Genomic DNA, 21,523 nt, shown 5'->3' with positions numbered 1-21,523 from the left:
ACTTGAATTGGCGGCGATATGCGCCGATAATGAACGAACCGGCGGACATGTGCCGGCGAAGGAGATTATCTCATGGCCAATTGGTCTGATCCCCGCTCGGGCGTAGCCGGCTTCGGCGGGACGACGGTAGCGCGTGGGGAGGCGTTCGACGCCGGTCTGCGCAGCTATATGCTGTCGGTTTACAATTATATGGCGAGCGGCGTGCTGTTGACCGGCATCGTCGCGATGTTGTTCGCCTCAAGTGGTCTAGCCTATCAGATCTTGGCAGGCCCCGGCATCCTGAAATATGTCATCATGTTCGCGCCGTTGGCCTTTGTCCTGGTGTTGAGCTTTGGCATTGGGCGGCTATCGACGGTGACCGCACAGGCGCTCTATTGGGCCTATGCGGCGGTGATGGGGCTGTCGCTTTCGTCCATCCTGCTGGTTTATACGGGAACCTCTGTCGCGCAGACCTTCTTCGCAACGGCGGCGGCTTTCGCTGGTCTGAGCTTGTGGGGCTATACGACGAAGCGGGATCTGTCGGGCTTCGGCACCTTCCTGATCATGGGCGTGGTTGGGCTGCTTGTCGCCTCGCTCATCAATCTCTTCCTGCGCTCCAGCGCGATGGACATGGTGGTCAGCTTCATCGGCGTGCTGCTGTTCGCGGGTCTGACCGCTTATGACACGCAGAAGATCAAGAGTATCTATGTCCATGTCGCGGGCACGGAAATGGTTGGCAAGTCGGTGGTGATGGGGGCGCTGAACCTCTACCTTGACTTCATCAACATGTTCCTGTTCCTGCTGCGTTTCATGGGCAATCGCGACTGAGAGCGGCAGCAGAACGGTTAGAAAAGAGGCCCGGTGGATCGTCCGCCGGGCCTATTTCTTTATGCGGGCTTTTTCATCTGAGCGATCAGCGCGCCGTCCAGTTCTTTCTGCCGCTTATAAGCGGGCCGCTCCCGAAGGCGGCTTGCATAGCCTTCGAAGGCGGGCCGGGTGGGCAGAGTGCCAAAGGTCAGGCCCCAATCCACCTGCGCTCCCACATAGACGTCCGCGGCGGTGAACTGATTGCCGCATATCCAGGCTGGCACTGAGACCGCATGCTCCAGCGTATCGATGGCATGGTCGAATGTTCCATAGCCCGCCATCCGATCGCGACCTTCCGGCACGACGAAGCCGAGCGCCTTGTTGGTGATGGCGGCCTCGACGGGTCCGGCGGCGAAGAACAGCCAGCGATAATAGTCGGAGCGGCTGTCGGTCGGCGGCGCCAGCCCAGCGGCGGGGAAGGCATCGGCGAGATAGGCGCAGATGGCGGCAGCTTCGGTCACGACCTTGCCCGCATGAACGATGGCAGGCACTTTGCCCATTGGATTAATCGCCATATAGTCGGCGGACTTCATGCCGTCGTCGCCATAATCCAGTACCACCGTCTCATAGGGCTGTCCGACTTCCTCCAGCATCCAACGAGCGATCTGTCCGCGCGACATGGGGTTTGTGTAGAAGGTGATATCTGCTGGCATGAGGGGGCTCCTTTACCGCGGCGAGTAGTATCGCTGCCAGCATGGACAATGATCGGGAGGCTGGCAACGGGCCAGGTCTCGCCCTCGTCGGGAACTGACCGTAGTTTGCCAGTATTTTTACGGGCGGCGCGGACGTCCAGAGGGGGCGGATCGCTTGCTCGGCGTTTCGTTTAAGGCGCTGGATGGAGGCCAGGGTGACTGCTGTTCAGTGGTCTGCTCGCATAAAAAAGGGCGGCCTAATTGAGCCGCCCTTATCCATCTTCGTCAGTTCAGATTACTTTGCCGATTCTGCTGGCTTGGCCTTGCCACCTTTCTTGCCCTTTTTGGGGGCGGCGGGGCTGATTTCGAATGCGAGGGCGTCGTCCTTCAGCCGGACATGGACCTCCCCGCCATGGACCAGCTTGCCAAACAGCAGTTCCTCGGCCAGCGGTTGCTTGATCTTCTCCTGCATCAAACGACCCATCGGGCGGGCGCCGTAGAGCTTGTCATAGCCACGTTTGGTGAGCCATGCCTTCGCTTCGTCGTCCAGCGTGATGTGGACGTCGCGGTCGGCCAGTTGCAGTTCGAGCTGCAGCACGAACTTGTCGATGACCCGCGCCACGATTTCCGGTGGCAGATAGCCGAACGGCACGATCGCATCGAGACGGTTGCGGAATTCCGGGGTGAAGAGTTTCTTCACCGCATCCTCCTGCACATCGTCGCGTGTCAGTTCGCCAAAGCCGATGCTTTCCTTCGCCATGTCCGACGCACCGGCGTTGGTGGTCATGATGAGGATGGTGTTGCGGAAATCCACCGTCTTGCCGTGATGATCGGTCAGGCGGCCATTATCCATCACCTGCAACAGGATGTTGAACAGGTCAGGATGTGCCTTCTCGATCTCGTCCAACAGCAGCACGCTGTGCGGCTGCTGATCGACCGCGTCGGTCAGCAGGCCGCCCTGGTCATAGCCGACATAGCCCGGAGGCGCGCCGATCAGGCGGCTGACCGAATGGCGCTCCATATATTCCGACATGTCGAACCGCTGGAGCGGAATGCCGAGCAGATTGGCGAGCTGGCGAGCGACCTCCGTCTTGCCGACGCCGGTAGGGCCGGAGAAGAGATAGCTGCCGATCGGCTTTTCCGGATCGCGCAGCCCGGCCCGCGACAGCTTGATCGCGGAAGACAGCACCTCGATAGCCCGGTTCTGGCCGAAGACGACGCGCTTCAGGTCTGTGTCGAGCGTTTCCAGCACCGACTTGTCGTCAGCCGAAACGGTCTTGGGGGGAATGCGGGCCATCGTCGCGATGACCTGCTCTATCTCGCGCGGGGTGATCGTCTTCTTCCGCTTGCTGGGCACGACCAGCATCTGCATTGCGCCGACTTCGTCGATCACGTCGATGGCCTTATCGGGCAGCTTGCGATCGTTGATGTAGCGCGCTGACAGTTCCACAGCCGCCTTTATCGCGTCGGGCGTGTACCGGACGTTATGATGCTCCTCAAAGGCGCTGCGCAGCCCGGCGAGGATCTTGATCGTATCCTCGATCGTGGGTTCATTGACGTCGATCTTCTGGAACCGGCGCAGCAGGGCGCGGTCCTTCTCGAAATGGTTGCGGAACTCCTTGTAGGTGGTGGAGCCGATGCAGCGGATCGTGCCGCCCGACAGAGCGGGCTTGAGCAAGTTTGACGCGTCCATCGCGCCGCCGCTGGTTGCGCCCGCGCCGATCACTGTGTGAATCTCGTCGATGAAGAGAACCGCGTGCGGCATCTTCTCCAGTTCGGTGACGACCGCCTTCAAGCGTTCTTCAAAGTCGCCGCGATAGCGGGTGCCAGCGAGCAGCGCGCCCATGTCGAGCGAGTAGATAACCGCTTCCTTCAAGACGTCTGGCACTTCGCCCTCGACGATCTTGCGCGCCAGGCCCTCCGCGATCGCGGTCTTGCCCACGCCCGGATCGCCCACGTAAAGCGGGTTGTTCTTGGACCGCCGGCACAGGATCTGGATGGTCCGGTCGACTTCGGCCGCGCGGCCAATCAGCGGGTCAACCTTGCCCCGCGCCGCCTTCTCATTGAGGTTGACGGTGAACTGCTCCAAGGCACTGTCCTTCTTGCCCTTGCCGTCCTGCACCTTCTTTTCCTCTTCCTGCGCGCCCTTGGTCTCGCGGGTTTCGGGCGCCGCGGTGCCCTTGCCGACACCATGGCTGATATAGCTGACCGCATCGAGGCGGCTCATATCCTGCTGTTGGAGGAAATAGACGGCATAGCTCTCACGCTCAGAGAAAAGCGCCACGAGGACATTGGCTCCCGTAACCTCATCCTTGCCCGAAGATTGGACGTGCAGGATGGCGCGCTGAACAACGCGTTGGAAGCCGCTGGTAGGGGACGGGTCGCTGGAGCCGTCCACCTTCAAACTGTCGAGTTCGCTGTCGAGATATTGGGTGACGGCGTCGCCCAACTCGCCCAGCTCCACGCCGCACGCCTGCATCACCTTCGATGCATGCTCATCATCGATCAGCGCGAGGAGCAGATGCTCCAGCGTCGCATATTCGTGACGGCGCTCCGACGCATGGGTCAGCGCGTTGTGCAGGGTGGTTTCAAGGGCGGGTGCGAAAGATGGCATGTCTGTTCTACTCCTGGCCCCAAAGAGGGGCTGACTTGAACCATATGTCGGCATTGCTCGACGGCAGATCAAGGAGGCTTCCCTGACCGCCGGAATTGCCAGACTGCCCGTGCCCGGTGAAGCCCCTGTCAGGGCAGCAAGGGGCGGGGCGCGGGTTCATCGCTTGAATAACGCCTCGGCACTTGCTTTGTGGTTAACGGCGCTTTCAATTTTTGATCGAGTTCGGGCTATTTCGCCCTCCAGCGCTCTGATGCGCTCCTCCAAATCGGCAACGGACAGCGGACCCAAATCCTGTCGAAGCAGTTGGGCCAGCGGATTATCAATCTTGCGAGGCAGATCGTCGTCCATGTCCATGCATGCCAATGTTGACCGCCGGGGCTGGTCTGTCAATAAGGCCCTTGAGCCGCTCGTCGAATTTGGGTGCGGTGCAACATCGCTGCTGGGGGACGGTCATCATGGCGCTTGAGAACGCGTTGCCCGATGAGATGACGGCAATCGCCATTCCTGTTCCCGGCGGTCCCGAGGCGCTGGTGCCCGAGCGCCGTTCCGTTCCCGTCCCAGCAGCAGATGAAGTGCTGATCCGTGTTGCGGCTGCTGGCGTGAATCGGCCCGACGTGATGCAGCGGCAGGGCAAATATCCGCCGCCTCCCGGTGCGTCGGACATACCCGGATTGGAAGTCTCGGGTACGATCGTCGCGGCGGGCGGCAGTGCGGAGCGGCTGGTTGGGCAGCGTGTTTGCGCTCTGCTGCCCGGTGGCGGCTATGCGGAATATGCGGTGGCGCCCGCGGGCCAGTGCCTGCCGGTTCCGGACGGCTATGACATTGTCGAAGCTGCTGCACTACCCGAGACGCTCTTCACCGTTTGGACCAATTTGTTCGAGCGCGCTTATGTCGTCGGTGGCGATACCGTGCTGGTCCATGGCGGAACGAGCGGCATCGGCACCATGGCGATTTCGCTCTGCCGCCTGTTCGACATAAACATCATCGTCACCTGCGGCAGCGATGCGAAATGCGAACAGGCGAAAGTCTGGGGCGCTCATCATGCCATCAACTACCGCGACCAAGACTTTGTCGAGGAAGTGAACCGCATCACTGGGGGCCAGGGCGTGCAGGCGGTGCTGGACATGGTTGGTGGCGACTATGTGCCGCGAAATCTCCAGTGCCTGGCCGAAGATGGCCGCCATGTCTCCATTGCGGTGCTGGGGGGAGCGAAGGCCAGCATATTTCTGCCCGCGGTCATGACGAGGCGACTCACGCTGACCGGTTCGACGCTGCGGCCGCGCTCGTCCGCCTTCAAGAGCCTGGTAGCCGACGAACTGGCGAGAGAGGTCTGGCGCTTTGTCGAGGAAGGCAAATTGCGGCCCGCGATGGACCAGCGCTTCGCTTTGACCGAGGCGGCACAAGCGCATGCCCGGATGGACGCGGGAGAGCATTTCGGGAAGATCGTGCTGACTGTCGATCCTGCCTGCAAGTAGCATTTCCGTCACAATCCTTGCGGAGTTGTAACATTGCGACGCTAAGGATTCGGTCCCGAGGACAATAGCTCCAGGGATCGCATCATGAATGCCATTACGCGCTTGCCCTTCTTGGCCGACATGGAAGAAGGCGTCATCGATCGCGTCGAGACGCTGGAACGAACGGGCAAGCGCCGCCGCTATCGCACCATCTGGATATCGGACATTCACCTCGGCACGCGCGGGTGCAATGCCAAGCTGCTCATCGATTTCCTCGACAGTGTCGATAGCGAGACCATGTATCTGGTCGGTGACATTATCGACGGCTGGCGGCTAAAGAGGCGCTTCTACTGGCCCGCCGCGCATAATGACGTCGTCTGGCGTGTCATGAAGCGCGCCAAGCGCGGCACCCGCGTCGTCTATATCCCCGGCAATCATGACGAGATGTTCCGACAGTTCACCGGTCTCAGCTTCGGCGGTGTGGAAATCCGGCGCAGGGCTGTCCATGAGACCGCCGATGGCCGCAAGCTGCTCGTCCTGCATGGGGACGAGTTCGATACCATCATGCTGGCCCATCGCTGGCTCGCCTTCGTGGGTGACGCTGCCTACAGCCTATTGATGCGCCTCAACGTCGTGGTGAATGCCGTGCGGCAGCGCATGGGCCTGCCCTATTGGTCGCTCAGCAAGATGGCCAAGCACAAGGTCAAGAACGCGGTCGAATTCATTTCCCGCTTCGAGGAAGTGGTTGCGCATCAGGCCGCCGCGCGCGGCGTCGATGGGGTCGTCTGCGGCCATATCCACAATGCCGAAATGCGCGAGATTGGCGGCGTGCAATATTATAATGACGGCGATTGGGTCGAAGGCTGCACCGCGCTGGTCGAGCATTTCGACGGCCGGATGGAAGTGCTGCATTGGGCGGATGAGGTTGCCGCGCGCGCTTCCGCCGCGCAAGCTCGGCTGGCCGCCTGATGCGCATCGTCATCGTCACTGACGCCTGGTCGCCACAGATCAATGGGGTGGTGAGGACGCTTCAGACGATCCAGGCGCAGTTGGAGGGAAGGGGGCACGCCGTCACGGTGCTCTCGCCCGATCTTTACGGCTCGGTTCCGTGCCCGACCTATCCGGAAATCCACCTGGCCTTCGTTCGCTCTGGCGTGATCGGTCAAGCGATCGCAGCTTTTCAGCCCGATGCCGTCCACCTCGCGACCGAGGGGCCGCTATGCCTCGCCGCCCGGCGCTGGTGCCTGCGTAGCGGAGTGCCGTTCACCACCGCCTATCACACGCATTTCCCCGATTATATCGCCCGCCGTACCGGCCTGCCCGCGAGCTGGTTCTGGTCCTATATCCGCTGGTTCCACGGTCCCGCGCAGGCGGTGTTGGTTTCGACGCAATCCGTCCGGCGGCAGCTTCGCGCCCATGGACTGTCGCAGGTGCGCCCATGGGGCAGGGGCGTGGACCTCGCCGCCTTCACGCCCGATGCGAAGCCGCCGGCGCTGTTTGCCGGTTTGGCCCGGCCCATCCAGCTCTATGTCGGCAGGGTGGCGGTGGAGAAAAACCTCGAAGCCTTCCTGGCCGCCGATCATCCCGGCAGCAAGATCGTCGTAGGGGACGGCCCCGCACGCGCGGAGCTGCAGCGGGCCTATCCGAACGCGCATTTCATGGGCGCCCTGTTCGGTGAGGAACTGGCGGGCGCCTATGCGGGCGCGGACGTGTTCGTCTTCCCCAGCCGCACCGACACATTCGGCCTGGTGATGATAGAGGCGCTGGCTTGCGGCACGCCAGTCGCAGCCTACCCGGTGACCGGCCCGGTCGATATCGTGACGCCCGAGTGCGGCGCATTGTCGGACCGCCTGGACGATGCGATCGCTGCTGCGCTACGGTGCAGCCGCGACGCCTGCGCGCAGCATGGCCGCAGCTTCAGCTGGGAACGCAGCGCCGAAGAATTCCTGACCGGCCTCCATTGCATCGATTCCGCCGTCATGGACAGTGCGGCCTGACGCTTTTCCTTGCTCCACGGGGCTTCATGCACTATCTCGGATCGGGCGTGGCCGCCCTGCTTGGGCGGCCCTTGTCATTTTTAGTGCCGGAGAATACCCGTGTCCCAGCCTCTCATGCCCCATGCGACAGCCAGCTGGCTGGTCGATAATACCGCACTGAGCTTTGACCAGATCGCGGAATTTTGCGGGCTGCATATCCTGGAAGTGCAGGCGATCGCCGACGATACCGCCGGGACTAAATATACCGGCCGAGATCCCGTTCGTGCGCATGAAATCACCATGGACGAAATCCACAAGGGCGAGGCGAACCCGGATTACCGCCTCAAGATGCTGAAGGGCCCTGAGCCTGTCCGCCGCACCAAGGGTCCGCGCTACACGCCGGTTTCCAAGCGTCAGGATAAGCCCGATGGCATCGCCTGGATCCTGCGCAATCATCCGGAAGTGTCCGACGGCGCGATCGGCAAGCTCATCGGCACCACCCGCACGACCATCGCCGCTATCCGTGATCGCACCCACTGGAATATCTCCAACATCGTGCCCAAGGATCCGGTGACGCTCGGCCTCTGTTCGCAGCGTGAACTGGATGCGCTGGTGTCGAAGGCGGCGAAGAAGGCGGGTATCGAAGCGCCTACAGATTCCCGTCTGGACGGCGACCGTGAAGCGCTGATCGAAGAACTGCGCCGCGAACGTCAGGACGCCGCCCGCCGCGCTGAGGAAGCGCTCAAGAGCGAGGCTGAATTGATCTCCGGCGCTGCGAAGATCCTCGATCCGTTCAGCGACAATCAAGGCCAGGTTTGATCGTCTAGGTCCGTCCGTTCACCTGGAGCGGACGGATCCTCGAGGTGTATCATTACCTTCGAAACGAACGGGGGTCAGGGGCCTGCACTCCCGAGGTCAGGATGACGTCGTCATCATAGCAGCCGCCCGCCAGCCCTGCTTTACGCTTGCGTAAAGCAGGCGCCTCACTTACACCTTCAGCAATGGAGAGCAGCGAGAAGGTCTGGCAGGACCGCTATAATCATCCCGCGCCCTGGGATCAGTCCTTTCCTCCCATGTCGATGGTGGACATGGTCGTGAATAGCGCGACGGCAAAGCCCGACGCGGTGATGATCGACTTCCTCGGCCGCAAGACCAGCTATGGCGACATGCTCAACATCATCCGCCGGGTCGCGAAGGGCCTGCAGGATATGGGCGTGCAAAAGGGCGATCGCGTCGGCCTCTATCTTCCCAACGTCCCCCATTATGTCGCCGCCTATTACGGAGCGATGATGGCCGGGGCGACGGTCGTCAACTTCTCGCCACTCTACACCGCCGCCGAACTGGAACATCAGGTCGAGGATAGCGGGACGAAGATCCTGTTCACGCTCTCCGCCAAGGCGCTACTCCCGACCGCGCTGGAGGTGCTGGATAATAGCAGCCTCGAACGGTTGATCGTCGGCTGCGTCGCCGAAGCGCTGCCGCCAGCCAAGTCGGTCCTTTTCCGCATCTTCAAGCGCAGCGAAACCGCGCCGTTGCCGCATGACACCCGCATCAGCAACTATGCCGACCTGTTACGCCATGGCGATGACCCCGCGCCGGTCACGATCGACCCTGTCGATGACGTCGCGCTGTTGCAATATACCGGCGGCACCACCGGCCGTCCCAAGGGCGCGATGCTCACGCATCAGAACCTGACCGCCAATGCCCGGCAGGTCCGTCTGATCGATCCGCATCCCGAAGCCGCCGACCGCATCATCGCGGTGCTGCCCTTCTTCCACGTCTTCGCCAACACCTGCGTTCTCAATCGGACCGTTCTGAGCGGCGGGGAGATGGTGATGCTGCCCCGCTTCGAGGCCGTCCAGGTGCTGGCCGCCATCCAGCGGACCAAGCCCAGCTCCATGCCGGGCGTGCCGACCATGTATCAGGCGCTGCTTGATCATCCGGCGACGCCCAATATCGACTTCTCATCCCTGCGCCTCTGCATTTCGGGCGGTGCGCCCCTGCCGCTGGAACTGAAACAGCGGTTCGAGGCCGCAACCGGAGCCAAGCTGTGCGAAGGCTATGGCCTCACCGAAAGTAGCCCGGTGGTGTGTTCCAACCCCTATGAGGGATTGAACAAGCCCGGTACGGTGGGCCAGCCCATTCCCGGCACGCATGTGAAGCTGGTCGATCGCGAAGACCCGACCCGCCCACCTCCGCCCGGAGAGCCCGGCGAACTGGTCTTTGCAGGGCCGCAGATCATGAAGGGCTATTGGCAACGGCCCGACGCCGACAAGGAAGTGTTCATCGACGGCTGGCTGCGCACGGGCGATGTCGGCCTGATCGACGAAGATGGCTATGTGAAGATCGTCGATCGTTTGAAGGACATGATCGCGGTCGGCGGCTTCAAGGTGTTTCCGAGCCAGGTGGAGGAGGTTCTCTACCACCACCCCGCCGTCAAGGAAGCGCTCGTCATCGGCATCCCGGACGCCTACCGCGGCGAATGCCCCAAGGCTTTCGTTACGCTCCAGGAGGGGGCCGAGATCGACGGCGAAGGACTGAAGGCGTGGCTCAATCCGCAACTTGGCAAGCATGAAAAAGTCTGCGCCCTGGAGGTTCGCCTGAACCTGCCCAAAACCCTTGTCGGCAAGCTGTCGCGCAAGGAACTGGTCGCCGAAGAGCGCGCCAAGGCGGAAAGCAATCAAGGGCAGACTGGAACGGCCGCCTGATCGCTCCTATCTCTTGGCCCCCGACAGGATAAGGAACAGGCACATGGCCGAAGAGATCGCGACGCTGGCAGGCGGCTGCTTCTGGTGTACCGAAGCAGTCTATCAAAATCTGAAAGGCGTCCAGTCGGTCGAAAGCGGCTATATCGGCGGGCAATTGCCCGATCCGACCTATGAACAGGTGTGTTCGGGCGCCACTGGTCACGCCGAAGCGATCCGCATCGCTTATGATCCGCAAGTGATCTCCTACGGCGATCTGCTCGACATCTTTTTCGCGACGCATGACCCGACGACGCTCAACCGGCAGGGTAATGATGTCGGCACCCAATATCGTTCCGCCATCTTCCCTCATTCGCCGGAGCAGGAGGCGGAGGCGCAAACCGCCATCGCCCGCGCGCAGGCGGATCATGGCAACCCGATCGTCACAACGATCGAACCCGACGCGCCCTGGTATCCGGCCGAGGACTATCACCAGAAATATTGGGAGCGGGTTGGGGATCGGAATCCCTATTGCATGGCGGTCATCCCACCCAAGCTCGCCAAACTGCGCAAGGGCTTTGCGGAGCGGATCGAAAGCTAAGGCATTTGCGCGCCTGCCTCCGTTCACCTCGAGCCTTTCGAAGGGCCCATGCAGGGCTTCTGCAAAGGAGCGAAACTGAACGTCGCATAGCTGCCGCTGCTTAGGCCGAGGTTAATCTTGCCTATGCCATGCCGACAGGACAGCACAGGGGACTTTCCATGCGTATTTTCGCGATATTGGCCGCGACGGGGGCAATGATCATGCTTCCCGGTTGTATAGCAAAGACCGCCCTCGACGTGGCGACCATGCCGGTTCGCGCCGGAGCGCAGGCCGCCGATTGGGCCACCACCAGTCAGGACGAGGCCGACCGCAATTATGGCCGTCGCATGCGTGAGCAGGAGGCCCGAGAAGGCCGGGAACGCAAGAAAGCCGAACAACAACGCCGCCGCGAATGCCGCCGGGCTGGCTATGAGGATTGCGACTGAAGTGGCCCGGCAGCGGTCGGCCAGTCGCTAAGCCGCGGCCCGGCGCAATCGATCATTGATCGCAATCCCGATCCCCACATCGGGTATCGGCGCAACTGCGATATGCGAAGCCGCGCTCGCGTCAGCGATGTGCAGCGCTGCGAATAAATTCGCCGCCGCTTCCTGCACGTCGGCGTCGGGACTCAAATTCATATTGCAGGGCATCAACCCAAAGCCGATCAGATATTCATCCTTCTCCGCCCGCAACGCGTTCAGCCGCACCGGCTTGGACGGCGCATAATGGCTTTCCAGTTGCCCCGGCGCTTCGATCTTCGCGTCGGCCATCGCGGTAATCACCGGCAAGCCCGTCGCCTGCTCCAGCATCGCCGCCGTCACCGGCCCTGGCCGCAGCAGCCGGATGCGGTCGTCCTCGGGCGCAGCGATGGTTGATTCCAGCCCTTCGCTGGTCGGTCCCTCGTCCAGGATCAGCCGCACCTTGCCGTTCAAGCTGGCCAGCACATGTTCCGCCCGCGTCGGGCTGATCGCCCCGCTGCGATTGGCTGACGGTGCGGCAAGCGGCCGTCCGCTCTCCCGGATCAGCGCCCGCATGGCAGGGTGGGCGGGCAGCCGTATGGCGACCGTGGGCAAACCCGCCATTACCAGCGGCGACAGGCCGCTCCTTTCCCGCACGGGCAGGACCATCGTCAGTGCGCCCGGCCAGAAACGCGCGGCCAGTTTGTCGGCAACGGGCGAAAATACCGCCAACCGCTCGGCCATGTCCTTGTCGGACACATGAACGATCAGCGGATTGAAGCTGGGCCGTCCCTTGGCGCTGTAGATGGCCGCGACCGCGCTGGAATCCGTGGCGTCGGCCGCGAGGCCATAGACGGTTTCGGTCGGTACGGCGACCGGCTCGCCCGCGCGGATCAGCAGTGCGGCCTCACGTAGCGCCTCTGCGCCATAAGGGCAGATCCGGGTTGAAAAGACAGGATTTGGGATGGTCACGGCCCCAGCGGTATATGCTTTGCCGCCGGAGAGTAAAAGTCCATTACTACAGAAGAATGACAGGGCCGGGCAGCTTGCCGAGGTGGGGCAGGGGGGCTAAGCCCGGCGCATGAACGACAATGTCTTGAGCCGCATCGCTGAAGCGCTCGAACGGATTGCGCCGCCGCTCGCCCCTTCCGCTGACCTTGCCGCTGCGCCCGCCTATGTCTGGGACGGCACGGCGATACAGGCGGTCGAGGCATTCGATCCGGTAAATTATGAACTGCTGGCCGGCATCGACGCGCAGAAGGCGACGCTGCTGGAAAACACCCGCCGCCATGCTGCTGGCCACGCCGCGCATGACGCGCTGCTGTGGGGCGCCCGGGGAACCGGCAAGTCGGCAGTGGTAGCTGCTGTGATCGACCGGCTCCAGCGCGAGGGCGCCGATATTGCCCTGCTGCAATGCGCGATCGATGAGTTGGCCAGCCTGCCGCGGCTCTTCTCCCTCCTGCGCTCGACGCCGCGGCCCTTCATCCTTTTCCTCGATGACCTGGGCTTCGATGAAAGCGGCGTGGGCGACGCTCGCGCGCTACGCTCGCTGCTGCAGGGCGGCACCGCTGCGCGCCCCGCCAACGTCCGCCTCTATGTGACGTCCAATCGCCGCCACATCGTTCCGCGTCACCTGTCGGAGCAGGACGACCCCGTCAATCCGCGTGACGTGATCGACGACAAGATGGCGCTGTCCGACCGCTTCGGCCTCAGCCTTGGCTTCCACGCGATCGATCAGCAGGCTTATGTCGAAATCGTGAGCGGCTATGCAGCGAGCCTCGGCCTCAGCTTCGACCCGCTGGAGGCGATCCAATGGGCGACCCAGCGCGGCAGCCGTTCGGGTCGCGTCGCCTGGCAATATGTTGTCGAATTGGCGGGCCGCAACGGCATCTCCGTCTGATCGCTGGTCGCTAATTACCGCGCGCCGGTCACCCGCCAGATCACATTGCCCACATCGTCGCTGACCAGCAGCGCACCCTTGGCGTCTGCGGCGACGTCGACCGGCCGCCCATGCGCATCGCCATCGGCGTTCAGGAAGCCGCTCAGCACATCGACCGGCTTTGCCTTGCCCACTTCGCCATTGGCGGCGAAGGGCACGAACACGACCTTGTAACCCGCCGCAGGCTTGCGGTTCCAGCTGCCGTGCAGCCCCACAAAGGCGCCGTTCGCCAACGTGCCGCCGATCTTCACCTTGTCGGCGAAGGCCAGCCCCAGCGGCGCCACATGATTGCCCAGCGCATAGTCGGGCCGCTTGGTATATTCGCGCACTTCCGGCCGCTGCGGCTGGACGCGGCGATCCTCATAACCGCCCCAATAATTCCACGGCCAGCCATAGAAGGCCCCGAACTCCACCCGCGTCAGATAGTCGGGCACCAGGTCGCCGCCCAGCATGTCGCGCTCATTGACGACGCCCCACAGTGCGCCGCTCTTCGGCTCGAACGCTAGCCCCACCGGATTGCGCAGTCCCGAAGCATAGATGCGATAGCCGCCGGTTTTCGGATTGACCTCCAGCACGGCGGCGCGATTGGCCTCACCGTCCAGGCCATTTTCGCCGATATTGCTGTTGGAGCCCACGCCGACATAGAGCAGCCCCTCGGGGCTCGCCGCCAGGCTCTTGGTCCAGTGCATGTTCGGCGCGTTGGCGGGCAGGTTCAGGATCTTGCGGCCCTTGGCGGTGATCCGCGTTTCGCCCGCCTTGTAGGGGAAAGCCATCAGCGCGTCGGTATTCGCGATGTAGAGCGTGTCGCCGACCAGCGCCATGCCATAGGGCGAATGGAGCCCCGTCAGAAACGCCGTCTTCACTTCGGCTCGTCCATCGCCATCGGCGTCGCGCAGCAGCGTGATCCGGTTGGCCGAAGGCACGCCTGCGCCCGCCTTGTCCATCAGGTGGGTCATGATCCGGTTGACGATCCCGCCGCTCGGCCGGGGTGGGCTGTTCGTCTCGGCCACCAATATGTCGCCATTGGGCAGCGCCAGCAGCGATCGGGGATGGGAAAGCCCCTCGGCAAAGCGGGCAACGCTCAGCCCCTTCGCCGCCACCGGCTTCTCACCGGCTGCCCAGCCTTTCACGTCGGCGACATTCATGGTCGGGATCAGTTCGCTGCGTGGTGCGGTGAAGACGGGCTCCTTGCCCGTGTCCGCGCCTACCGCCAGCTGCGCCTTATCCCCTTGCGCGAAATAGAAAATCACGCCCGCGACCAGGACCAGGATGATGAGGGTGATGGCGATCAGATGCTTCTTCATGCCGCCCTGTCTATGCTGCGATGAACCGCGCGGCAAGGCGCGCTAATGCCCCCGTTCGCGCAGCCAGAGCAGCAGCGCGATCACGCCGCCGAGCGCCGCGCCGCCCAGCAGCCCTGCACTCGGCTGGCCCAGCATGCCGCCCAGGATCGCGCCCGCCAGGATGAGAAGGGCGATGATGGCGCCCGCGCCGGTCGGATTCTTCTTGCCGTTGGTCATCGTGCGAGCCCTTGCCACGACAGGTGCGGCAATGCCAGTGGCTTTCCCGCCTGCGTCATTCCGGGACGCGCGCAGTCCCGCCTTTGGACATCTGTGCCGCATCGGGACTTGGCTAATGCATCATTCACCCTCGAAAGCTGCGGCTGTGCGTTAAAGCATGGAAATGGCACGAGGCTTGAACCCTGGATCCTATCGGGGTCCGGGAATTATCGGGGGGTCATCAATGCAGTTGCCATATCTGTCGGATCGGCGGAGCTATGAGGATGCGGCGGAACTGATCGCTGCGTTCGGCGACAATGCAGGCTATGAAGCCGCCGCCCGCGCAGACCGCAGCCGCGACCTGGGCAACTATATCCATTTCTGCCACTGGCGGCAGATCGAGCGGCTTATCGTGCTGCTGACCCATGACGCGGCGCTCGGCACGGTTCACTGAAGTGGCCACATAAACCCACCTGCATTCGCTTCGAGCGAAGTCGAGGGTGGCGAGTCAGGTGCCCCTGAATTGAAATCACCCTTACTTCCGTTCGGGCTGAACTTGTCGAAGCCCGCAGGCTCGGAGCGAACGGCGGTTGGGATGTTTTAAAGCCGCAGCCCAGCCGTCTCCGGCAACCCAGCCAATATGTTGAGGTTCTGCACCGCCGCGCCCGCCGCGCCTTTGCCAAGATTATCGAGCGCCGCCACCAGCCGCACCTGGCCAGCCGACTCATTACCGAACACGAACAGCGCCAGCCGGTCCGTCGCGCCGACATGTTCGAGCGCGACTTGGCCCATTGCAGCGCTGTCTTCCAGCGATGCGACGCTGACGACCGGCGATCCGGCATAGGCTTCCGCCAAGGCCGCATGGACATCGGCAACCTTGGGCGCACCCGCCATGGCGCGGAGCTGCAGCGGCACTTCGACGATCATACCGCGATAGGCATTGGCCACTGCAGGCGCAAAGATCGGGGGATGCGCCAGCCCTGAATAACGCTGCATCTCTGGAATATGCTTGTGCGTCAGGCTGAGCCCATAGGGCCGGAAAGCGCTCGGCGCGCCATCTGCGCCCTCGAACTCGGCGATCATCGACTTGCCGCCGCCCGAGTAGCCCGACGCGCCGGACACGGTGACAGGCCAGTCCGCAGGCAGCAGGCCAGCCAGCACCAGCGGCCGCACCAGCGCCAGAAATCCGGTCGGCCAGCAGCCCGGATTGGATACGAAGCGCGCATTGGCGAGCTTTTCCCGATGACCAGGCTCCAGCTCGGCGAAGCCATAGGTCCAGCCTTCCGCCACCCGGTGCGCGGTGGATGCGTCGATCACCCGCGTCCGATCATTGTCGATCAGCGCCACGGCCTCCCGCGCGGCATCGTCAGGCAGGCACAGGATGACGATGTCGGCAGCGTTCAGCGCCTCCCGCCGCGCGCCCGCATCCTTCCGCTTGTCTTCGTCTAGCGTGATGAAGGACAGTTCGGGCCGTCCCGCCAGCCGCTCGCCAATCTCAAGGCCCGTCGTGCCGACGCCGCCATCGATGAATATCTTGTGGGTCACGCGCCGATCCTCCGCCGCGAAATGATGGGCTCCGCATGGTCGCTCGCCAGCCGGGCTACGACATCGGCCAGGGGTTCGATGACCACCGCCATCCAATGGGCGTTCGCATGCAATATATTGTCGCCATCGGTCATGATGCCGACATGGCCGGGAAAGAAGACGAAGTCGCCCCGCTGCAGCGGCTCGTCGGAGGCCAGGGCATTGCCGATGCCTTCGCGCTGCAGGTCGGTGTCGCGCGGCGCCTTGATCCCGCATTGGCCGAGCGCCACCTGCACCAGGCCCGAACAATCGATGCCCCGATGACCCCGTCCACCCCAGACATAAGGCTGGCCGAGGTAGCGCAACGCCACAGCGACCCAATCGCTCTCCAGCGCGTCGGTGTGCACCGCATGCCGTTCATGCACATAGCCCTCGGCGCAGGCAATGAAGCTGCCCTGCGCTTCGCCGGTAAACAGTGCGCCGCCCGGCCAGTAATCCCGCACCGACGATTTGATGTCGGGCGCGCTGAACAAGGGGGCCGTGCCGGCGAAAACCCGGTGGTTCGTTTCCTCATGGACGTCCAGCGCCTCGCGCCGGACATAGCCGACATAACCGTCATGGCCGCAAAAGCCCCATGCCCAGTCGGTCGTCACGTCAAGCGCATGGAAGCTTTCGCCCCGCAGCAATTCGCTGACGGCCGTGGCGGTGATCGCGGGGGAAGACAGCAACGGCGTACCCGCCGCAACGCAGGTCAGCTCCACCGCGCGTGCATAATGCGCTGAAAACAGGACGCCTGCCAGCGACAGGTCCGCCAGGTCGCCACGCGCGGCATGGACGCGGCTGTCGAGCTTCACAGAGCGGCCGTCCAGTTTGAACCGGATGCGTTCAGGCGGTGTGTTCCGCGGAGGAGTAATCATGGCGTTCATCGCGGCCGGTTCCTGCGATGAAATGGTGAAAGGCGTCAAGGAATTCCGCCCCCTTGGGGGTCCGGGTGATGAAAATATTGCGCCGATCGGCTGCATCGCGCTCTCGCCGCAGGTAACCGAGCGCCGACAACTTGTTCAGCGCGCGGGTGATGACCGGCTTCGACACGTGCAGGGCTTCGGCGAGTCCCCGCACCGTATGCGGCCCCGACATGATGTACACGGTCATCATCAGGGCCATTTGACGGTTGGTAAGGTCGGGCCTGCCGGATCGCACATAATCGACCAGCGTACGCATCCATTGGGTAAGTGGCTTCAAACCTGGGCGGTTCAGCTCAGCGGTCTGATCCTGTGCAGAGGCGGCATCCATGCCCCCCGTAACGCACAATGGCCAATCCGGTTGCGTAACGGCCTCACTCTACAGGATCATTTCTATACTGTTTTACTATAACGTTGGTGCAAGAGGTGGAAAACCGCCCGGAGTCCCAACGCTTCGCCGCCCTTCGGCCGGCCGGGCCGCGGCGATGGCCGCCAGGCGAACGTATCGAGGTGGATCCACTTCGCCTGTTCCGGCGCGAAGCGCTTCAGGAACAGCGCGGCGGTGATCGCCCCTGCAAAGCCGCCTTCGCCCGCGTTGTTGATGTCGGCGACGTCCGACTTCAGCATCTCGGCATAGCCGTCCCAGAGCGGCAGGCGCCAGGAGGGGTCATCGACCTCGCTGCCCGCTGCATCCATCTCCCGCGCAAGCTCATCGTCATTGGTGAAGAGGGCAGGGAGGTCCGGCCCCACCGCGACCCGCGCCGCGCCGGTCAGCGTCGCATAGTCGATGACCAGTTCGGGCTGCTCCTCTCCCGCCCGCGTCAGCGCGTCGGCCAGCACCAGCCGCCCTTCCGCATCGGTATTGCCGATCTCCACCGACAGCCCCTTGCGGCTGCGCAATATGTCGCCCGGCCGGAAGGCGTTGCCGCCCACGGCATTCTCCGCCGCCGGGATCAGCAGGTGCAGGCTCACCGGCAGGCGCGCGCCCATGATCAATCGCCCCAGCGCCAGCGCATGGGCCGCGCCGCCCATGTCCTTCTTCATCAGGCGCATGGCGGAGGACGGTTTGATGTCCAGCCCGCCGCTGTCGAAACAGATGCCCTTGCCGATCACCGCCAGGCGCGGATGGCTGGGGTCGCCCCAATGCAGTTCGATCAGACGCGGCGCAAACGCCTTGTCCGCTGCCCGCCCGACCGCATGGATCATCGGAAAACCCTGCTCCAGCGGATCGCCCTTCGTCACGGTCAGCTTCGCGCCGAACTCCTTCGCCAGCTTCGCCGCCTCCGCTTCCAGCTCCGCTGGACCCATGTCACCTGCGGGAACATTGACCAGATCGCGGACCAGCGCCACGGCCTCGGCCAGCCGAACGGCAGGTTCGATCTGCGCAATCTCTCCGGTCAGCAGCACGCGCGGGCCCACCGGATTTTCATCGCGGCGATAGCGATCGAAACGATATTGCGCGGTCAGCCACCCCAGCATCGCCGCGCCCGGATTTGCGTCCGTCAGACGATACTGGCCTTCGGGCAGAACCTCCGCCACCTTGGCAAGGCACCAGCTGCTCAGCTTCTTGCTGTTGGCCACGCCCGCGACAACCGACCAATCTGCCGCCCCCTCGCCCGGAATGATCGCATGCTCATATCCCTTGCCGCTGAATTTCTGCGCGGCGGCGATGGCGCGCACGCGCTCAGGCTGTCCGGCGAGCCAGCTTTCGAAGCCCTCTGCATCGATGATCTGGATCATATGGGCGGGCTGATTGTTGTCTGCTTTCAGCAGGTCGGCATAATTGGTCATGACCGGGAGTCTGGACAAGGACGGCAAGGTTGGAAAGCCCCATTTTCGTCGAGCCGCTGTCTCGGTCCGCCCCCGCCGCATTTGCACGGCGCGGACAACGGGCCTAGACTTGAGGCCAAGCAATTAGAAGGAGAGACATGATGATGCACGGTGATGATGCACGGCTCCAGGCCCTTCGTGCGCGTGCCTATCAATTGGCGGAAACTGGCCGCTTTGACGGCGCGCACGCGGTCGAACAGGCGTTGGTCGCGGAAGGCTGGGCTAATGCCGCCGCCGCGCTGCAGAGCAGCTATACCCGCAAGGCGATCAGCGAGCGCTGTCTGGCGGCCAAGCCGCATTGATGCTGCGGCGCCATCGGGGGAAAGCGGGGCCGCTCCTCGGGTTGGCCCTGCTTCTTGGTGCCTGTTCGCCATCTCCCAATGATGAGACGGCGTCCAGCGCGGGCGACAGCGGCAATGATGTTGCGACGGCCAACTTCGTCAACCGGATGGCAGGTGAGGAGCTACCCGCGCCGCCCGCCAAGCCGTTTCAACAATCTGAAAAGACCGGCCTGCTGGAATTTCTCTACGCCTGGCCTGCACAGGCTGCCGCGGTGCCCCCGATCGACGCCAAATTTCGCGAGGATATGGAAACGGGGAAAGCAGACGCGCTGAAGATGGCCGCGCAGGACCGCAAGTCGGCGCAGCAGTCCGGCTTTCCATTCCACGCGCACAGCCTGGAAACTCGCTGGACCGTAGCGGCTGACACGCCGCGCTTCCTCTCGCTCCAATCCAGCCGCTACACCTATACCGGTGGCGCACATGGCATGACCGGTTATGACACGCTGCTTTGGGACAAGGCGCGCAAGCGTGAGACGAGCATCCGAGCCGTCATGACCTCACCCGACGCGTTCGCCGCCGCCATCCACGACCGTTTCTGCGACGCGTTGGACAAGGCGCGGGCGAAAAAACGCGGCGGCCCCGTCTTGCGCGGTGATGATCCCTTCACCCAATGCGTTGATCCGATGAAGGAAGTTCTGGTCCCCGTCTCCAGCGACGGAAAGCTGATCGACGCCATCAAGGTGGTGATCGGCCCCTATGACGCCGGACCTTATTCGGAGGGCAGCTATGAAGTGCCGCTGCCTGTGGACGCGGCCATGCGCAAGGCGATCAGGACCGAATATCAGGACGCGTTTACCGGCACCCCATAAAGGTCATGCTCATCTGCATCTTCGATCAATACGTCGAAGATATCGCCAGCCTTCCGCCCTTCGCCAACATCGCGCAGGAACACATTGCCGTCGATCTCCGGCGCATCCGCCTGGCTCCGCGCCGTCGCGCCGATCGAACCGTCCTCGTCAGCCTCGCCAACCTCGTCCAGGATGACCGGCAGCACGCGCCCGACCTTGGCGCTGAGCTTCGCCGCGCTGATCGCTGCGGTCTTCTCCATGATCCGCTGGTATCTCTCTTCCTTCACCTCTTCGGGCACCGCGCCCGGCAGGTCGTTGGCTGGCGCGCCCTCCACCGGTTCGAAGCGGAACGCCCCGACGCGATCCAGTTGCGCCTCGTCCAGCCAGTCGAGCAGATATTGGAAATCCGCCTCCGTCTCGCCGGGAAAGCCCACGACGAAGGACGAGCGGATTGCGATGTCCGGGCAGATGTCGCGCCACTTACGGATGCGATCCAGCACCTTCGCCTCATTGGCGGGCCGCTTCATGGCTTTGAGCACATTGGGCGAGGCGTGTTGGAACGGAATGTCGAGATAGGGCGTCAACAGCCCCTCCGCCATCAGCGGGATCACCTGGTCCACATGCGGATAGGGATAGACATAGTGCAGCCGCACCCAAGGCGGAGGCCCCTCGGCCGTGCGCAGCTGCCCTAGTTCGCGCGCCAGGTCCGTCATATGCGCGCGCACCTCGCGCCCCTTCCAGCTGCGCGCCTCATGCCGGATATCCACGCCATAGGCCGAAGTATCCTGGCTGATGACCAGCAATTCCTTCGTGCCCGCGGCAACCAGCTTCTCCGCTTCCCGCAGCACCGCATCCACCCGCCGCGACACCAGATCGCCGCGGATCGAAGGAATGATGCAGAAAGAGCAGCGATGATTGCAGCCCTCGGAAATCTTGAGATAGCTGTAATGCCGCGGCGTCAGCTTAAGGCCCCCCTCGGGGACCAGATCGACAAAGGCGTTGGGCACCGGCGGCGACGCTTCATGCACCGCATTCACCACCTGCTCATACTGATGCGCGCCCGTGACGGCCAGCACCTGCGGGAATTTCTGGCGGATCATCTCCGCTTCATTGCCCATGCAGCCGGTGACGATGACGCGGCCATTTTCCGCAATCGCCTCGCCGATCGCCTCAAGCGATTCTTCCTTCGCCGAATCGAGGAAGCCGCAGGTATTCACCAGCACGACGTCCGCGCCGGCATAGTCGGCGGACATTTGATAGCCGTCAGACCGCAGCTTGGTCAGGATGCGTTCGCTATCGACCAGCGCCTTGGGACAGCCCAGGGACACCATGCCGACCTTGGGCGGTTCGGGAATTTTGGTTGCCATGATCGGCGCGCACATAGGGTTTTTTGCGC

23 protein-coding genes are annotated in these 21,523 nt (G+C 63.3%); 12 read left to right on the top strand and 11 right to left on the bottom strand.

The features are described 5' to 3' along the window. Nucleotides 1-72: 72 nt before the first annotated feature. Nucleotides 73-807: a Bax inhibitor-1/YccA family protein gene (locus tag ACFO3E_RS20055; protein ID WP_066527619.1), complete on the top strand. Its 735-nt coding sequence runs from the start codon at nt 73-75 to the stop codon at nt 805-807. Nucleotides 808-866: 59 nt separating this feature from the next. Here ACFO3E_RS20055 and ACFO3E_RS20050 read toward each other — a convergent pair whose 3' ends face one another. The 3 genes from ACFO3E_RS20050 to ACFO3E_RS20040 all read right to left on the bottom strand — a co-directional run bounded on the left by ACFO3E_RS20050 (nt 867) and on the right by ACFO3E_RS20040 (nt 4,446). Further along, nucleotides 867-1,499 (bottom strand): glutathione S-transferase family protein, encoded by a 633-nt coding sequence (locus tag ACFO3E_RS20050; protein ID WP_380807120.1) that lies wholly within the window; start codon nt 1,497-1,499, stop codon nt 867-869. A 274-nt stretch (nt 1,500-1,773) separates the two neighbouring features. Continuing rightward, nucleotides 1,774-4,092, bottom strand: coding sequence for an ATP-dependent Clp protease ATP-binding subunit ClpA (gene clpA / locus ACFO3E_RS20045; protein ID WP_066527623.1), 2,319 nt, complete (start codon nt 4,090-4,092; stop codon nt 1,774-1,776). Between the two features lie 156 nt (nt 4,093-4,248). After that, on the bottom strand, nt 4,249-4,446 hold the full coding sequence (locus ACFO3E_RS20040; RefSeq protein ID WP_066527625.1) for a DUF1192 domain-containing protein: 198 nt from the start codon (nt 4,444-4,446) through the stop codon (nt 4,249-4,251). Nucleotides 4,447-4,547: 101 nt separating this feature from the next. Between ACFO3E_RS20040 and ACFO3E_RS20035 the strand changes: the two genes are divergently transcribed. The 7 genes from ACFO3E_RS20035 (at nt 4,548) to ACFO3E_RS20005 (ending at nt 11,232) form a co-directional block, all read left to right on the top strand. Further along, entirely contained in the window at nt 4,548-5,567 is a 1,020-nt protein-coding gene (locus tag ACFO3E_RS20035; protein WP_066527627.1) for an NAD(P)H-quinone oxidoreductase, read from the top strand. An 84-nt stretch (nt 5,568-5,651) separates the two neighbouring features. Continuing rightward, on the top strand, nt 5,652-6,515 hold the full coding sequence (locus tag ACFO3E_RS20030; RefSeq protein WP_066527628.1) for a UDP-2,3-diacylglucosamine diphosphatase: 864 nt from the start codon (nt 5,652-5,654) through the stop codon (nt 6,513-6,515). Continuing rightward, nucleotides 6,515-7,543 carry a glycosyltransferase family 4 protein gene (locus ACFO3E_RS20025; protein ID WP_380807116.1) on the top strand — a complete coding sequence of 343 codons (1,029 nt, stop codon included), beginning with the start codon at nt 6,515-6,517 and terminating at the stop codon, nt 7,541-7,543. Before ACFO3E_RS20030 ends, ACFO3E_RS20025 begins: the two co-directional genes overlap by 1 nt. Nucleotides 7,544-7,657: 114 nt before the next feature. Beyond that, the gene (locus tag ACFO3E_RS20020) at nt 7,658-8,341 is read left to right on the top strand and encodes a DUF1013 domain-containing protein (protein ID WP_066527633.1); all 684 of its coding nucleotides are present in this window, start codon (nt 7,658-7,660) and stop codon (nt 8,339-8,341) included. A gap of 182 nt (nt 8,342-8,523) precedes the next feature. Continuing rightward, entirely contained in the window at nt 8,524-10,230 is a 1,707-nt protein-coding gene (locus ACFO3E_RS20015; RefSeq protein WP_066527636.1) for a long-chain-fatty-acid--CoA ligase, read from the top strand. Nucleotides 10,231-10,273: 43 nt separating this feature from the next. Then, a complete protein-coding gene (gene msrA, locus ACFO3E_RS20010) occupies nt 10,274-10,807 on the top strand; it encodes a peptide-methionine (S)-S-oxide reductase MsrA (protein WP_066527640.1) in 534 nt (177 codons plus the stop codon). 158 nt (nt 10,808-10,965) lie between these two features. Then, nucleotides 10,966-11,232, top strand: a complete 267-nt coding sequence (locus ACFO3E_RS20005) for a hypothetical protein (protein ID WP_066527642.1) — start codon at nt 10,966-10,968, stop codon at nt 11,230-11,232. A 27-nt stretch (nt 11,233-11,259) separates the two neighbouring features. On the opposite strand, the gene ACFO3E_RS20000 is transcribed toward ACFO3E_RS20005, so the two are convergent. Further along, on the bottom strand, nt 11,260-12,216 hold the full coding sequence (locus ACFO3E_RS20000; protein ID WP_066527644.1) for an L-threonylcarbamoyladenylate synthase: 957 nt from the start codon (nt 12,214-12,216) through the stop codon (nt 11,260-11,262). A 109-nt stretch (nt 12,217-12,325) separates the two neighbouring features. On the opposite strand from ACFO3E_RS20000, the gene ACFO3E_RS19995 reads away from it, so the two are divergent. Further along, the gene (locus ACFO3E_RS19995; RefSeq protein WP_066527645.1) at nt 12,326-13,144 is read left to right on the top strand and encodes an ATP-binding protein; all 819 of its coding nucleotides are present in this window, start codon (nt 12,326-12,328) and stop codon (nt 13,142-13,144) included. Between the two features lie 14 nt (nt 13,145-13,158). Here ACFO3E_RS19995 and ACFO3E_RS19990 read toward each other — a convergent pair whose 3' ends face one another. Together ACFO3E_RS19990 and ACFO3E_RS19985 are read right to left on the bottom strand one after the other, a co-directional pair. Continuing rightward, nucleotides 13,159-14,487 carry a PQQ-dependent sugar dehydrogenase gene (locus ACFO3E_RS19990; protein WP_066527648.1) on the bottom strand — a complete coding sequence of 443 codons (1,329 nt, stop codon included), beginning with the start codon at nt 14,485-14,487 and terminating at the stop codon, nt 13,159-13,161. 42 nt (nt 14,488-14,529) lie between these two features. Beyond that, on the bottom strand, nt 14,530-14,703 hold the full coding sequence (locus ACFO3E_RS19985) for a hypothetical protein (RefSeq protein WP_197486271.1): 174 nt from the start codon (nt 14,701-14,703) through the stop codon (nt 14,530-14,532). A gap of 223 nt (nt 14,704-14,926) precedes the next feature. On the opposite strand from ACFO3E_RS19985, the gene ACFO3E_RS19980 reads away from it, so the two are divergent. Next, a complete protein-coding gene (locus ACFO3E_RS19980) occupies nt 14,927-15,136 on the top strand; it encodes a hypothetical protein (protein WP_197486272.1) in 210 nt (69 codons plus the stop codon). 146 nt (nt 15,137-15,282) lie between these two features. Here ACFO3E_RS19980 and argC read toward each other — a convergent pair whose 3' ends face one another. From argC to ACFO3E_RS19960, 4 genes are all read right to left on the bottom strand, one after another. After that, nucleotides 15,283-16,227 (bottom strand): N-acetyl-gamma-glutamyl-phosphate reductase, encoded by a 945-nt coding sequence (gene argC, locus ACFO3E_RS19975; RefSeq protein WP_066527650.1) that lies wholly within the window; start codon nt 16,225-16,227, stop codon nt 15,283-15,285. Then, nucleotides 16,224-17,132 carry a C40 family peptidase gene (locus ACFO3E_RS19970; RefSeq protein WP_066527651.1) on the bottom strand — a complete coding sequence of 303 codons (909 nt, stop codon included), beginning with the start codon at nt 17,130-17,132 and terminating at the stop codon, nt 16,224-16,226. The genes argC and ACFO3E_RS19970 overlap by 4 nt, the downstream gene beginning before the upstream one ends. Beyond that, nucleotides 17,092-17,499, bottom strand: a complete 408-nt coding sequence (locus tag ACFO3E_RS19965) for a MarR family winged helix-turn-helix transcriptional regulator (protein WP_066527653.1) — start codon at nt 17,497-17,499, stop codon at nt 17,092-17,094. The genes ACFO3E_RS19970 and ACFO3E_RS19965 overlap by 41 nt, the downstream gene beginning before the upstream one ends. Nucleotides 17,500-17,561: 62 nt before the next feature. Beyond that, nucleotides 17,562-18,959 carry a leucyl aminopeptidase family protein gene (locus ACFO3E_RS19960; RefSeq protein WP_066527655.1) on the bottom strand — a complete coding sequence of 466 codons (1,398 nt, stop codon included), beginning with the start codon at nt 18,957-18,959 and terminating at the stop codon, nt 17,562-17,564. A 140-nt stretch (nt 18,960-19,099) separates the two neighbouring features. Here ACFO3E_RS19960 and ACFO3E_RS19955 point away from each other — a divergent pair, with 140 nt between their 5' ends. Continuing rightward, entirely contained in the window at nt 19,100-19,300 is a 201-nt protein-coding gene (locus ACFO3E_RS19955; protein WP_066529293.1) for a hypothetical protein, read from the top strand. Next, entirely contained in the window at nt 19,300-20,148 is an 849-nt protein-coding gene (locus tag ACFO3E_RS19950; RefSeq protein WP_066527656.1) for a DUF4163 domain-containing protein, read from the top strand. Before ACFO3E_RS19955 ends, ACFO3E_RS19950 begins: the two co-directional genes overlap by 1 nt. Here ACFO3E_RS19950 and rimO read toward each other — a convergent pair. Continuing rightward, nucleotides 20,121-21,509 carry a 30S ribosomal protein S12 methylthiotransferase RimO gene (gene rimO / locus ACFO3E_RS19945; protein WP_197486273.1) on the bottom strand — a complete coding sequence of 463 codons (1,389 nt, stop codon included), beginning with the start codon at nt 21,507-21,509 and terminating at the stop codon, nt 20,121-20,123. The genes ACFO3E_RS19950 and rimO overlap by 28 nt on opposite strands. Nucleotides 21,510-21,523: the final 14 nt, after the last annotated feature.

This window comes from Sphingobium tyrosinilyticum (genome assembly GCF_042654265.1).
Lineage (GTDB): Bacteria > Pseudomonadota > Alphaproteobacteria > Sphingomonadales > Sphingomonadaceae > Sphingobium > Sphingobium tyrosinilyticum.
The sequence above is the reverse complement of the archived record's forward strand: the minus strand, read 5'-3'. Positions and strand labels throughout refer to the sequence as shown.